At 65.5% G+C, this 13,673-nt stretch carries 8 protein-coding genes and 7 pseudogenes; 12 read left to right on the top strand and 3 right to left on the bottom strand.

Features of this window, described 5'->3' with window-relative positions; translation table 11 throughout:
* Window positions 1–72: 72 nt before the first annotated feature.
* From ACWNCF_RS02185 to ACWNCF_RS02175, 3 pseudogenes are all read right to left on the bottom strand, one after another.
* A pseudogene (locus ACWNCF_RS02185) lies at window positions 73–404 on the bottom strand (Crp/Fnr family transcriptional regulator); the annotation flags it as partial.
* A gap of 423 nt (window positions 405–827) precedes the next feature.
* A pseudogene (locus ACWNCF_RS02180) lies at window positions 828–1,471 on the bottom strand (response regulator).
* 128 nt (window positions 1,472–1,599) lie between these two features.
* Window positions 1,600–2,066 (bottom strand): annotated as a pseudogene (locus ACWNCF_RS02175) (universal stress protein).
* 369 nt (window positions 2,067–2,435) lie between these two features.
* Here ACWNCF_RS02175 and ACWNCF_RS02170 point away from each other — a divergent pair.
* The 12 genes and pseudogenes from ACWNCF_RS02170 to ACWNCF_RS02115 all read left to right on the top strand — a co-directional run.
* On the top strand, window positions 2,436–3,302 hold the full coding sequence (locus ACWNCF_RS02170; RefSeq protein WP_449405853.1) for a protein phosphatase CheZ: 867 nt from the start codon (window positions 2,436–2,438) through the stop codon (window positions 3,300–3,302).
* A pseudogene (locus ACWNCF_RS02165) lies at window positions 3,302–5,218 on the top strand (chemotaxis protein CheA). The gene ACWNCF_RS02170 and the pseudogene ACWNCF_RS02165 overlap by 1 nt, the downstream one beginning before the upstream one ends.
* Before the next feature lie 281 nt (window positions 5,219–5,499).
* Complete coding sequence (locus tag ACWNCF_RS02160) at window positions 5,500–5,994, top strand: aconitase family protein (protein ID WP_449405852.1); 495 nt, start codon at window positions 5,500–5,502, stop codon at window positions 5,992–5,994.
* Window positions 5,991–6,881 (top strand): aconitase family protein, encoded by an 891-nt coding sequence (locus tag ACWNCF_RS02155; RefSeq protein ID WP_449405851.1) that lies wholly within the window; start codon window positions 5,991–5,993, stop codon window positions 6,879–6,881. Before ACWNCF_RS02160 ends, ACWNCF_RS02155 begins: the two co-directional genes overlap by 4 nt.
* A gap of 82 nt (window positions 6,882–6,963) precedes the next feature.
* Window positions 6,964–7,086: a lipoprotein gene (locus ACWNCF_RS02150; RefSeq protein ID WP_082547895.1), complete on the top strand. Its 123-nt coding sequence runs from the start codon at window positions 6,964–6,966 to the stop codon at window positions 7,084–7,086.
* Between the two features lie 11 nt (window positions 7,087–7,097).
* Window positions 7,098–7,746: pseudogene (gene leuD, locus ACWNCF_RS02145) on the top strand (3-isopropylmalate dehydratase small subunit).
* 15 nt (window positions 7,747–7,761) lie between these two features.
* Window positions 7,762–8,832, top strand: a complete 1,071-nt coding sequence (gene leuB, locus ACWNCF_RS02140; protein ID WP_449405850.1) for a 3-isopropylmalate dehydrogenase — start codon at window positions 7,762–7,764, stop codon at window positions 8,830–8,832.
* A gap of 126 nt (window positions 8,833–8,958) precedes the next feature.
* A pseudogene (asd, locus tag ACWNCF_RS02135) lies at window positions 8,959–10,041 on the top strand (aspartate-semialdehyde dehydrogenase); the annotation flags it as partial.
* 454 nt (window positions 10,042–10,495) lie between these two features.
* Window positions 10,496–12,181, top strand: coding sequence for a type IV pilus assembly protein FimV (locus tag ACWNCF_RS02130; protein WP_449405849.1), 1,686 nt, complete (start codon window positions 10,496–10,498; stop codon window positions 12,179–12,181).
* A gap of 183 nt (window positions 12,182–12,364) precedes the next feature.
* On the top strand, window positions 12,365–13,006 hold the full coding sequence (locus ACWNCF_RS02125) for a hypothetical protein (RefSeq protein ID WP_449405848.1): 642 nt from the start codon (window positions 12,365–12,367) through the stop codon (window positions 13,004–13,006).
* Window positions 12,903–13,484 (top strand): FimV/HubP family polar landmark protein, encoded by a 582-nt coding sequence (locus ACWNCF_RS02120; RefSeq protein ID WP_449405847.1) that lies wholly within the window; start codon window positions 12,903–12,905, stop codon window positions 13,482–13,484. The genes ACWNCF_RS02125 and ACWNCF_RS02120 overlap by 104 nt, the downstream gene beginning before the upstream one ends.
* 11 nt (window positions 13,485–13,495) lie before the next feature.
* A pseudogene (locus ACWNCF_RS02115) lies at window positions 13,496–13,609 on the top strand (tRNA pseudouridine(38-40) synthase TruA); the annotation flags it as partial.
* Window positions 13,610–13,673: the final 64 nt, after the last annotated feature.

The raw sequence follows: 13,673 nt of genomic DNA, 5'->3' as shown, positions 1-13,673 counted from the left end.
GTTGTGGCTTGGTTCCGTTTACGTATTGCTAAGGTTAAAACGGAGGAGTTCGAGTTGGATGATCCAGCACCTGTCGCAGTCGGACAGGGCGACGGCTTCCGACGCGTAATGTGACGCGTGTGGATGCCGTCGACGCCGAGCATGTCGCCCTTCATCGGGAAGCTGAGCACCTGTTCGTTGCCGAATTCGTCGATCAGCACGGTTTTCAGGAAGCCGGAGTTGACGATGTACAAGGTGTCGAATGCCTGGCCGATCGTGTGCACGCGTTGCCCGGTCTTGAACTGCACGTGCTGGAACAACAGTTCCTCCGTATTCATCGATACGGCGGCCGGGATGTGAAGCAGGTCGCAGACCTCTTTCAGGTTCGACCAGAGACGACCCTGGCGCTGACGTCCGGCTTCCATCTGTGACGAGTGCAGGGTCGACGGGGAGGCGTTGCGTTGTTCTGAAGTTAGCTGGGACTGCATACTCATCTCCAGGTTTAGGATTTCAAAGAAGCAAGCTGCGGTCCGGTGATGCCAGCGCGGTGTCGGAGCACAGAGCGGACTGACTGGATACGGGTATGGACCGCAGGCAAGTCGAAACGCTGAAGTCAGTATGCCAACACGAGTCCGGCATTAATATCAGCAACGGCTGAATGTGTAGTAGGAGGGGAGCGTCAAACTGTAGGAATTTTCTTACTGCCGACCGGTCGCTCAGAGGGGAATACGAATGAAACGCGGGTAGGACTACGAGTGAGGAGTGAGCCCTGCGCGTTCAGGAAAATCTATGGAGCAGGGCACAAAAAGTGTCGTCAGAATGTCAAATTTGTTTCGGGCGGCGCCCTGTCAGGCTTTCATCGGCGCCAGCAGACGGTGCGCGACCGCATACTGGACCATTTCCGACAGCGAGGTCATGCCCATTTTCTGCATGATGCGGGTCTTGTGGGTGCTGACCGTCTTCACGGACAGGTGCAGGTTGTTGGCGATCTCGGTGATCGATTTGCCGCCCACGAGCAGGGAAAATGCTCGAATTCGCGATCCGAGAGTTGCTTGTGCAGCAGCTGTTCGTTCGGCGCCATGATGTTCAGCGCCAGCTGCTCGGCCACTTCCGTGCTGATGTACGGCCGGCCGGACGCCACCTTGCGGATCGCGCCGACGAGCTGCGTGCCCGCGCTTTCCTTGGTGGGATAGCCCTGGGCTCCGGCGCGGATGGCGCGCACGGCGTACTGCTCTTCCTCATGCATCGTCAGGATCAGGATGGCGAGCTTGGGTGCCTCGCTGCGCACCTGGCGGATCAGGTCGACGCCGCTGCGGCCCGGCATGGACAGGTCGAGCAGCAACAGGTCGAAGCCGCCCTGGCGTACCAGCGACAGCACTTCGAAGCCGTTGATGGCCTCTCCGACGATCTCGATGTCGAGCGCGCCGTCGAGGATACGCTTGAGACCTTCGCGCATGATCGTGTGGTCGTCGGCGATGACAATGCGAATCATAAAGTGTCCCCCAAGGGGTCAATTGTAAAATAGAAGGTAAAAAGATATCACGTCAGCAACACTGACGTTGCCTTTTTTTGGACAATGCCCACTGTCCGATGACAGCGACGCAACCCGAAGTCGGTCGCTCAGGTGCCGGGTTCGCGGATCAGGCGGTGCACCAGCACGGGCTTGCTGGTATGCGACAGCACCTTGTTGGTCACACTACCTAGCAGTAATTGCCCCCAGCCGCTGCGGCCGTGCGAGCCCATGAAAATCAGGTCGCAGTGTTGCTGTTCCGCCACGTCCGACGATCTTGAGCGCCGGCGCATCGGAAAACGCCGTCATGCAGGCATGCTTGAGGCTGCAGCCTTCCGCCGAGCGCACGATCGAGCCCATGTACTCCTGGCCCAGCCGCTGCATCTGCTCGAAGTATTCCTCCTCGCTGGGGTAGGCGGGTGGAACGATCTCGACATACACCGGGTACTGGTACTCGGGCGCGACGAACAGGGCCAGCACTTCGGCTCCCATCTGCTGGGCGAATTCTGACGCCGGCGCAGGCGGTGTGCTGCGATACCGTGGAGCCGTCGGTGGTGATCAGAATTTTCTGGTACATGGTGAGTCCTCCCTCGCGTCACGCTACGCTCTCATTGTAGTTCGCGTTTGACCTCTTGGCAGAACGTAAATGATTGATCTTGCTCAGTGATGTGCTCGGCTGTCCGCAGGCAAATACCGGATGTCACAAATTACCCCGCGATAAAAAAATACAACAGATACTTTGCGAAATTATCCAGAAACCGGTGTAAAAGATTGTCGTCAGACCAAGATTACCCATGATTCCGTTGCGTGGGCATTTCCGAAGATTTACCTACGGCAACCACACTGATACACTCGTCGGAAATTCGTACCGTCAGCGTAATGACGGCAGCCGTACCGCACACAGCAAAGATGATTGCGACATTTAAATTATGGAGAAGCAGGGACTATGACCGACGCCGCTGACGATTTCGACGCACTATTCGAGGAAGTGGCAGCGCAGCGTGCCAGCGCACCTGCAGCCGCTCCGACTCCCGCGCCAGCACCCGCACCCGCCGCCAGCGACGACACCGACGACCTGGAGGCGCTGTTCGACCAGGTCGCGGCCACGAGCGCCCCGGCCCCGGCCGTCGTGCCTGCGCCGGCCGCGCCGGTCGCGGCCGCCGCACCGGCCGAGGCGGCCGGAGAAGAACACGAAAAAGGCATGTACGAGCGCCTGGGCGGCATCGTGCGCCTGCTGCACGACTCGCTGCGCGAGCTGGGCTACGACAAGGCGCTGACCGAAGCGTCGTCCCAGATCATGGACGCGCAGGACCGCCTGGAATACGTAGCCACCCTGACCGAACAGGCCGCCAACAAGGTGCTGAACACCCTGGACGACGGCATGCCGGCCCAGGACGTGCTGTCCAAGCAGGCCAAGGACATGGAAAACCGCTGGGACGACCTGTTCGCGGGCAAGCTCTCGATCGAGCAGTTCAAGGCCCTGGCCGGCGACTCGAAGCAATTCGCCCAGCGGGTCTCGGAAGCGACCGAAGCCGAGAAGGCACGCCTGCTCGAGATCATGATGGCCCAGGACTTCCAGGACATCACCGGCCAGCTGATCAAGAAAGTCGTGGTCATCACCAAGACGGTCGAGAACGAGCTGACCCAGCTGCTCAAGGACAGTGCGCCGCCGGACGTCAAGGAAAAGCTGGCGCAGAAGCAGGCCGCGCAGGAACAGCCGAAGCCGGAGCCGCTGATGCAGGGTCCGTCGGTGCCGTCCGCGGCGCTCGACCAGGACAGTGTCGATGATCTACTTGCCGATCTGGGATTCTAATGGATGAAATGCTCAAGGATTTCGTCGTCGAGGCGATGGATCTTGCAGCGAATGTCGAAGAGCATCTGCTGCACCTCGAAACGCGATCCCAATAACAAGGAAACGCTGAACGCGGTGTTCCCGCTCGTTGCGCACCATCAAGGGTGGCGCGGGTTTCATGGGGCTGCCGGCGCTCGTCGCGGCGTGCCACCTGACGGAAAACCTCTTCGACGCGCTGCGCACCGGCGCGGCCCCCGTCACGCCGGCCGCGATCGAAGCGTCGCTGCAGGCGTCCGGATTCAGTGGCCGACCAGCTGGGGTGACCTGAACAACGGCGCCACGCCGGACCAGCTGCCGTCGATGCCGCCGGACCTGGAGCGCATGCTCAAGGAGGCCATCGCCGGCAACGACGCCGCGCCCGCGCCCAAGGCCGCGCCCGCGCCGGCTCCGGCCGCGCCGGCACCTGTTCGCGGCGCCGGCAGCGGCACCTGCTGCCGCGCCGGCTGTTGTGGCGGTTGCCGATGGTCTCGACTGGGAAGCGATGTTCATGGCGGTCGTCCCGGCGGGCACTTATACGCCGAGCGCGGCGCCGGTCGCCGCGGCGCCCGCAGCCGTCGAGGCAGCGGCGCCCGCCGTCGCGCCGGTGCAGGCCGCGCCTGCCACGGCGCCGGCCGACGCCGCCGCACCGGGCAAGCCGGGCTGGGACAGCGTCGAGCGCACGCAACGAGGCCAAGCCGGCCAGCACCGGCCCGGCCAAGGACGAGAGCATCCGTATCGACGCGGTCAAGCTGGACGCGCTGCTGGAAGTGGCCGGCGAGTCCGTGCAGGCCGCGAACCAGGCCGCCGTGCTGCTCGAGCGCCTGTCGCAGTTCAAGTTCGAGGGCCAGGCCGCCACGCTGATGGCGACCCTGACCGAGACGCTGGAACGCGCGTCGCGCTACTCGGCCGAGCTGCAGCGCGCCACGCTGGCGACCCGCATGCAGCCGGTCGGCCGCCTGTTCCAGAAATTCCCGCGCCTCGTGCGCGAGCTCGCGAAGGACCTGGGCAAGGATGTCGAGCTGACCATCGAAGGCGCCGAGACGGAAGTCGATCGCGTCGTCGTGGACAGCCTGTACGACCCGCTCGTGCACATGCTGCGCAACGCGCTCGACCACGGCGTCGAGGGTCCGGACGACCGCGTGGCCAACGGCAAGCCGGCCAAGGCGTTCATCCTGCTGAAAGCCTGGCAGGAAGCGAACAGCGTCATGATCGTGCTGCAGGACGACGGGCGCGGCATGGACCCGGCCAAGCTGCGCAAGAAGGCGATGGAAAAGGGCCTGATCAGCGACAACCAGGCCACCAGCGACGACGAAGCGTACCAGCTCGTGTTCCTGCCGGGCTTCTCGACCAAGGAAGTGGCGTCGTCGGTCTCGGGCCGCGGCGTGGGCATGGACGTGGTCAAGACGGCCGTCGAGAAGAACCGCGGCGCGATCCGCATCGACTCGAATCTGGGCACGGGCACGAAATTCTCGATCCGCCTGCCGATCGAACTGTCGATCGTGCCGACCATGCTGGTGTCGACGTCGGGCGCGCAGTTGGCCCTGCCGATGGCCGTCGTCGAGCGCGTCGTCGAGCTGCCGGAGACCTTCATGCAGGTCGGCGGCGCCCCGGTGCTGAAGGACCAGGGCCGTCCGCTGCCGGTGCGGTCGCTGGCGCTGTCGCTCGGCTACGAAGCGTGCGTGGAGCGCGTGGGCATCGTCATCAACGCCCCGCAGCCGTACATCATCGCGGTGGAAGCCGTCGATGGCACGGCCGACCTGGTGATCAAGCCGATGACGGCGCTGACCGTCGAAGGCATCACCGGCACGGCGCGTTCGGCCGAAGGGTCGCTGGTGCTGGTCGTCGGCCTGTCGTTCCTCATGGACGGTTGCCGGTCGACGGTGAGGCTGGCCGCATAAACCACGCCGCGGGCGGCTTACAACATTTTTGCTACAAAGCTACGAAAAGCCTGCGCAGGAAATGCGCAGGCTTTTTTTATTTGCGCTTCTGAAAACACATCCGAACAAAATTTTTATATGGATGAGTTCATTGGAATAATCGTGCTGAAAAGGCCCTTGCTTCCGCATTGCACAAATATGGCATAATCAAAGACCATGCCCGCATGAAGCGGTCGTTTCTCTGGACTTCGCAACTCATTATGTTAAAAACGCTCTACGACAAACTTTGGGATTCGCATGTCGTGCGTGCCGATGCGGATGGCACCACCGTGCTGTATATCGACCGTCACCTGGTCCACGAAGTCACCAGCCCGCAGGCGTTCGAAGGCCTGCGCGAAGCCGGCCGCCCGCTATGGCGCACTTCGGCCAATCTTGCCGTAGCCGACCACAACGTGCCTACTACCGACCGCTCGCACGGCATTCTAGATGCAACGTCGCGCCTGCAGGTCGAAACGCTCGACAGCAACGCCAAGTCCTTCGGCCTCACGTACTTCAACATGAACGACAAGCGCCAGGGCATCGTGCACGTGATCGGCCCGGAGCAGGGCGCCACGCTGCCGGGCATGACCGTCGTCTGCGGCGACTCGCACACGTCGACCCACGGCGCGTTTGGCGCGCTGGCGCACGGCATCGGCACCTCGGAAGTCGAGCACGTGCTGGCCACGCAGACGCTGCTGGCGAAAAAATCGAAAGCGATGCTGGTGCAGCGTCGACGGCGAACTGCCGGCCGGGCGTGACCGCGAAGGACATCGTGCTGGCCGTGATCGGAAAGATCGGCACGGCCGGCGGCACCGGCTACGCCATCGAATTCGGCGGCTCGACGATCCGCGCGCTGTCGATGGAAGGACGCATGACCGTCTGTAACATGGCGATCGAAGCTGGCGCGCGCGCCGGCATGGTGGCGTTCGACGCCGTGACCGAGGCGTACGTCGCGCGGCCGTCCGCTCGCGCCCGACGGGCACCCTGTGGAACCAGGCGCTGGACGTACTGGCGCACCCTGCACTCGGACGCGGATGCCGAGTTCGACGCCGAGGTCGTGCGATCGACGCCGGCGCCATCGCGCCCGCAGGTGACCTGGGGCACGTCGCCGGAAATGGTGACGACGGTCGACGGCCGCATGCCCGACCCGGACGCTGGAAAAGGACGCCGGTCAAGCGCGACGCGCATGCTCAAGGCGCTGCGTCTACATGGGACCTGGAGCCGAACACCGCGCATGGCCGACATCCGGATCGACAAGGTCTTCATCGGCTCCTGCACCAACTCGCGTATCGAGGACCTGCGCGCCGCGGCCGACGTCGTGCGCGGGCGCCGGCGCGCGCCGGGCGTCAAGCTGGCGATGGTGGTGCCGGGTTCCGGACTGGTGAAGGCCCAGGCCGAACGCGAAGGCCTGGACCGCATCTTCCTGGACGCCGGCTTCGAATGGCGCGAGCCGGGCTGCTCGATGTGCCATGGCGATGAACGACGACCGCCTGTATCCCGGGCGAGCGCTGCGCGTCGACCTCGAACCGCAATTTCGAAGGCCGCCAGGGCGCAGGGTGGACGCACGCACCTGGTGCGCCCGGCGATGGCCGCGGCGGCTGCGTATCGCCGGGCATTTCGTCGATGTCCGCGCGCTCTGAGATGATGTAGGGTGGGCACCCGTGCCCACCATGCGTTCACGTAATCGGATACTTTGGTGGGCACGGGGTGCACCCTACGAGAAATCAATGAAGAAAATTTTTGCTCTCGCACTCATCGCACTCGCCGTCACCGGCTGCAACACCATCTCCGGCGTCGGCAAGGACGTGCAGAAGGTTGGCCAGGTCATCACGGGCGCCGGCGGGAAATAATCGGGTCGATCATGGATAAATTCAACGTACACGAAGGACTGGCGGTCCCGCTGGACCGGGCCAACGTCGACACCGACGCCATCATTCCGAAGCAGTTCCTCAAGTCGATCCGCCGCACCGGTTTCGGCCCCAACCTGTTCGACGAGTGGCGCTATCTCGACCACGGCGAGCCGGGCATGGACAATTCGAAGCGCCCGGTCAATCCGGACTTCGTGCTGAACCAGCCGCGCTACGCCGGCGCGTCGATCCTGCTGACCCGCAAGAACTTCGGCTGCGGCTCGTCGCGCGAGCACGCGCCGTGGGCCCTGCAGCAGTACGGCTTCCGCGCCGTCATCGCGCCGAGCTTCGCCGACATCTTCTTCAACAACTGCTTCAAGGGCGGTCTGCTGCCGATCGTCCTCGGCGAAGCCCAGGTCGACCAGTTGATCAACGAAGTCCAAGGCCTTCCCCGGCTACAAGCTGGTCGTCGACCTCGAGATGCAGACCGTGGGCACGCCCGACGGCCGCCTTGCGTTCGAATTCCCGATCGACGACTTCCGCAAGTACTGCCTGCTGAACGGCCTGGACGACATCGGCCTCACCCTGCGCCACGCCGACGACATCCGCGCCTACGAAGAGCGGCGCCTAGCAGCGCAGCCCTGGCTCGCCAACACCATCTGAACTGAGAACAAGAACATGAAGATTGCAATCCTGCCGGGCGACGGCATCGGTCCCGAAATCACCGCGCAAGCCGTCAAGGTCCTGAAGGCCCTGGGCGAATCGTTCGAACTGGAGAGCGCGGAAGTCGGCGGCGCCGGCTATGCGGCGCACGGCCATCCGCTGCCGCAAGGTACGCTGGCGCTGGCGAAAGCCGCCGACGCCGTGCTGCTGGGCGCCGTCGGCGACTTCAAGTACGACTCGCTGGAGCGCGCGCTGCGTCCGGAACAGGCCATCCTCGGCCTGCGCAAGGAACTGGGCCTGTTCGCCAACCTGCGCCCCGCGATCCTGTATCCGGAACTGGCCGGCGCCTCGACCCTGAAGCCGGAAGTGGTGTCGGGCCTCGACATCCTGATCATCCGCGAGCTGACGGGCGACGTCTATTTCGGCAAGCCGCGCGGCGTGCGCGAATGCCCGGACGGTCCGTTCGCCGGCCAGCGCGAAGGCTTCGACACGATGCGCTACGCGGAAGGCGAGATCCGCCGCATCGCCCACGTCGCGTTCCAGGCCGCGCGCAAGCGCAACCGCCGCCTGACGAGCATCGACAAGGCCAACGTGCTGGAAACGTTCCAGTTCTGGCGCGACATCGTCACCGACGTGCACAAGGAATACCAGGACGTCGAGCTCGAACACATGTACATCGACAACGCCGCGATGCAGCTCGTGCGCGCGCCGAAGAAATTCGACGTGCTCGTCACCGGCAACATGTTCGGCGACATCCTGTCGGACGAAGCGGCGATGCTGACCGGTTCGATCGGCATGCTGCCGTCGGCGTCGCTGGACGTCAACAACAAGGGCCTGTACGAACCGTCGCACGGTTCGGCGCCGGACATCGCGGGCAAGGGCATCGCGAATCCGCTGGCGACGATCCTGTCCGCCGCGATGATGCTGCGCTTCACGCTGGGCAAGCCCGAGCAGGCCGACCGCATCGACAACGCCGTCAAGAAGGTGCTGGCCCAGGGCCTGCGCACGGCGGACATCTTCGAAGAAGGCACGACGCGCGTCGGTACGGAACAGATGGGCGACGCGGTCGTCAACGCGTTGGGTTAATTCAACCGTAGGGTGGGCACCCCGTGCCCACCAAATGGGTGAACCAAGGAATACGCCGAACGGGGCGGAGTCATTTTCAAACGAGGGATATCATGAAATTAGTAAGGTCTGGTTGGTTGGCGCGGCATGGTCGGTTCGGTCCTCATGCAGCGCATGCAGGACGAGGGCGATTTCGCCCATATCGAGCCGGTGTTCTTCACGACGTCGAATCCGGGCGGCGACGCCCCGAAGATGGCGAAAAACGAGACCAGGCTGAAAAGCGCGACCGACATCGCCGAACTGTCCAAATGCGAGATCATCATCTCGTGCCAGGGCGGCGACTACACGACCGAAGTGTTCCCGAAACTGCGCGCGGCCGGCTGGAACGGCTACTGGATCGACGCCGCGTCGACCCTGCGCATGAGCGACGACGCCGTGATCGTGCTCGACCCGGTCAACGCCGACGTCATCAAGTCCGCATTGAGCCGCGACGTCAAGAACTTCATCGGCGGTAACTGCACCGTGTCGTGCATGCTGATGGGCCTGGGCGGCCTGTTCAAGCACGACCTGGTCGACTGGATGACGTCGATGACCTACCAGGCCGCATCGGGCGGCGGCGCCCAGCACATGCGCGAACTGCTGACGCAATTCGGCACCATCAACGCGGCCGTCAAGCCGCTGCTGGACAATCCGGCGTCGGCCATCCTGGAAATCGACCGCGGCGTGCTGGCCACCCAGCACGGCCTGTCGGCCGAGGAAACCAAGCAGTTCGGCGTGCCGCTGGCCGGCAACCTGATCCCGTGGATCGACAAGGACCTGGGCAACGGCCAGTCGAAGGAAGAGTGGAAGGGCGGCGCCGAGACCAACAAGATCCTGGGCCGCAACGGTGCCGGCGGCAACGTCATTCCGGTCGACGGCCTGTGCGTCCGCATCGGCGCGATGCGCTGCCACTCGCAGGCGCTGACCATCAAGCTCAAGAAGGACGTGCCGCTGGACGAGATCAACGACATCATCGCGAACGACAACCAGTGGGTGAAGTTCGTGCCGAACACGCGCGAAGCGTCGGTGCGCGACCTGACCCCGGCCGCCGTCACGGGCAGCCTGACGATCCCGGTCGGCCGCGTGCGCAAGATGTCGATGGGCCCGGAATACATCTCCGCGTTCACCGTCGGCGACCAGCTGCTGTGGGGCGCCGCCGAACCGCTGCGCCGCATGCTGCGCATCGTCCTGGTAGCAAGCGATGTAGTCTGTCGCCTGCGGGCGCGAGAGAGGGCGGCCGCAGGGCCGCCTTTTTTATTCGCTTTTTATTTCGATCGCGTCGCCCCCGCGCAGGCGGGGCCCCAATGTCGAGCGGCCAGCATGCACGACCTGGGTTCCCGCCTGCGCGGGAACGACCGACGACGGGTTTCGTGATGAATTGACACCGAATCATCCAAAAAACATCATAACTTTGAATATACCGTCTACATAACTCAGACTCGCTGAATGTTTCTCCCTGCAGAACTTGCATGCCACAGTGCATGATGATATGTTGCTGAGACCTCCGGGCAAGGTCGCGCGCCCCCGTCAACCCACTCCGCTTTCGAATCTATGCATGTCACTCACCGCCTCCCGCTGAAGTCGTCCGCGTTGAAGAAGCTCACCGCGGCGGTCGCAAGTGCGCTGGTCCTGACGTCCGCGGCGCATGCTGCCGGTCTCGGCAAGCTCGCCGGTGTTGTCCGCGCTCGGCCAGCCGCTGCGCGCCGAAATCGAATTGACGGCAGTGTCCGGGGACGAGGCGTCGGGCCTCGCGGCCAAGCTGGCGTCGCCGGACGCGTTCAAGGCGGCCAACATCGATTTCAATCCGGCCCTGCTGTCGCTGCGCTTCAACGTCGAGCAGCGCGGCGGCCGCCAGTTCATCCGCGTCAGCTCCACGCAGCCGCTGAACGAGCCGTTCGTCGACATGCTGCTGGAACTGTCGTGGAATAACGGCCGCCTCGTGCGCGAATACACGTTCCTGCTCGACCCGGCCGAGCTGCGCGCGACGCAGTCGGCCCAGGTGGCCCCCAGCGAGACGCGCGCCGCGCCGGCCCCGCGCCCGCAGGCGGCGGCACCCGCGCCCGCGCAGGCACGCCCCGTCGAGACGGACCGCGGCGCGACCGCCGCCGCCCAGCGCAACCGCGCGCGCCCGGCCACGGAAGGCGAGGGCACCCAGGCCGCGGCCGCGCCGTCGAAGTACCGCGTCAGGCCGGGCGACAGCCTGGGCCGCATCGCCAGCCAGCTCAAGCCGGTCGACGTGTCGCTCGACATGATGCTCGTCGCGCTGTACCGCGCCAATCCCGATGCCTTCATCGGCAACAACATGAACCGCCTCAAGTCGGGCCGCATCCTGGCCGTGCCGTCGGCCGACGCCGTGCGCGCCACGGACGACACCGAGGCGCATGGCGTCGTCGTCGCCCATGCGGCCGACTTCAACGCCTACCGCAACAAGCTGGCGGGCCAGGTCGGCGCATCCGAGCCCGCCAGGAGCCCGGAGGCGGGGCAGAGCGCGGCCGGCAAGATCACGGCCAAGGTCGAGGAACGCCCGACCGCCGCCAACGCATCGCAGGACAAGCTGCGCCTGTCCAAGGCCGCGCCGGACACGCCGGCCGGCAAGGGCGCGACGATGAGCGCCGAGGACCGCATCGCCAAGGAAAAGGCCCTGGCGGATGCGCAGCAGCGCGTGCGCGAGCTCGAACGCAATGTGAACGACCTCGAGAAGCTGGCCACGGTCAAGAGCAAGACGGGCGCCGAAGCCGAGAAGAACGCGTCGGCCGCGCCCGCGCCCGCGCCCGCGCAGTCATCGGCGACGCTGGCGAAAACGCCGGCGCCGGCTGCGACTGCGACCGTGCCGAAGAAGCTGCCGGCCATCAAACCGGCCAAGCCCGCCGCCCCGCCGGAGCCGGGCCTGATGGACTTCATCATGAACAACCTGCCGCTGGTCGGCGGCGGCGCGATCGCGCTGCTGCTGGGCGGCCTGCTCGTCTCCCAGCGCCGCAAGCAGAAGGTCGTCAAGCCGGTGGCCGAACCGTCGATCCTGGGCGTGCCGGCCGAGCCGGCGCACTCGATGTTCGCCGAGACGGGCGGGCAGAGCGTCGACACGAACAACAGCGTCTTCAATTCGAGCTTCGCGCCGTCCGCCAGCCAGCTCGACACGAACGAAGTCGATCCGGTCGCGGAAGCCGACGTCTACATCGCCTACGGCCGCGATGCCCAGGCCGAGGAGATCCTCAAGGAAGCCCTGCGCACGATCCGGAGCGCTATCCGGTGCGCCTCAAGCTGCTCGAGATCTACGCCGCCCGCAAGGACCAGCGCGCGTTCGAGACGCAGGCCGCCGAGTTGTACGGCATGACGCGCGGCCAGGGCGACGAATGGGCGCAGGCCGCCGCGCTGGGCCTGTCCATCGACCCGCTCAACCCGCTGTATGCCCACAGCGCCACGCCCGCGGGCCCGGCGCCCAGCACCGAGGAACTGGGCCAGCAGGCATTGGCCGAAGGAACTGGACGATGTCTTCGGCGCGCCCACCGCGGCGCCGGTGACCGATGCGCAGGTCGCGGAGACGCATGGCGCCGCCCATGTGGACGATCCGTTCGCCGCGCCGCTCGATGCGCCGATGGATTTCAGCCAGCACTTCGCCGACGCGATGGCGACGGCCCAGCCGGCACCGGCCCCCGTGACCAACGCACCGTCGACCGAACCGGCGCCGGTGGAAGACGACCACACGCTCGACTTCGACCTGGGCGGCCTCGCGTTCGAGCCGGTCGAGACGGCGCCCGCGCCGCAGGCCGCGCAGCCGCTGGCCGACGTGGGCGACGTGGGCGACGTGCCCGACCTCGAATTCGACATGAGCGCATTCGACCAGCCGACCGCCGCGCCGGCCGCGCCGGCGCTGCCGACCGAACCTGCCGAAGCGGCCGTCGCCCTGGACAAGGCGGAGCACGACCCGCTCGACTTCTCGTTCGACATGGACTTCGCGGCCCCGGCCGCGAATCTCGGTGCCGCAACTGGAAGCGCACACGGAAGACGACTTGCTGGCCCCGGCCGCCGCGACCGCTGCCGCCGCCGAGATCGAGATGGCCAACCTGGCGCGCGAATTCGACCTGCCCGACCTGCCGACGGAACTGCAGGCCAGCCTGCCGGCCGAGCCGGAACCGCACGCCGCGGCCGCGGAGCGTGATCCGCTGTTCGACCTCGACGCCATGGATTTCGACGTGGCCGAGACGCCGCGCGCGGAAAGCCCGGCCTCGATCCCGGTAGCCGCGCTGGACGAGCACATGTTCGACATCCCGGCCACGCCGGCGCCGGCCGACGCCATGTTCGCCGAGCCGGATCGCGTCGTGCCGGAGCGCGCGGAAGCGCAATTCGACATGGGCGGCTTCGACCTCGACCTGCCGGCCGACGGTGCCCTGCCGCTGCCGGAAGTGCAGACGCTGTCCGAGCCGGAATTCGCCGCACCGGCGGCGCCGTCCGCGCCGGCCGATACGGCCGCGCTGTCCGCCGCCCACATGGAGATGGAGACGAAGCTCGACCTGGCCATCGCCTACCAGGAAATCGGCGACAAGGAAGGGGCGCGCGAGCTGCTCGATGAAGTCATCCGCGGCGGCACTACCGAGCAGGCGGCGCGCGCCACCTCGATGCGCGCATCCCTGGCGTAAGGTCACGCGCTTTGACACGAATCGCTTTGGGTGTCCAGTACGTGGGCACCGCCTGGAACGGGTATCAGAAACAGCCATCGCGCGACACGGTGCAGGACCAGCTGGAGATCGCGCTCGAGAAATTCAGGTGCTGGATCATCCAACGCACTTCTCCGTTTTAACCTTAGCACGTACCGAACGAAGCGGCAC

It is taken from the genome of Massilia phosphatilytica (assembly GCF_977014125.1).
This window is presented reverse-complemented; position numbering and strand designations above follow the sequence as displayed.

Excerpts from the sequence above, each read along its gene's own strand:
- ACWNCF_RS02170 (WP_449405853.1), top strand. The coding sequence starts at position 2,436 with ATGACCGACGCCGCTGACGATTTCGACGCACTATTCGAGGAAGTGGCA.
- ACWNCF_RS02150 (WP_082547895.1), top strand. The coding sequence starts at position 6,964 with ATGAAGAAAATTTTTGCTCTCGCACTCATCGCACTCGCCGTCACCGGC.
- leuB (WP_449405850.1), top strand. The coding sequence starts at position 7,762 with ATGAAGATTGCAATCCTGCCGGGCGACGGCATCGGTCCCGAAATCACC.
- ACWNCF_RS02130 (WP_449405849.1), top strand. The coding sequence starts at position 10,496 with ATGCTGCCGGTCTCGGCAAGCTCGCCGGTGTTGTCCGCGCTCGGCCAG.
- ACWNCF_RS02120 (WP_449405847.1), top strand. The coding sequence starts at position 12,903 with ATGGCCAACCTGGCGCGCGAATTCGACCTGCCCGACCTGCCGACGGAA.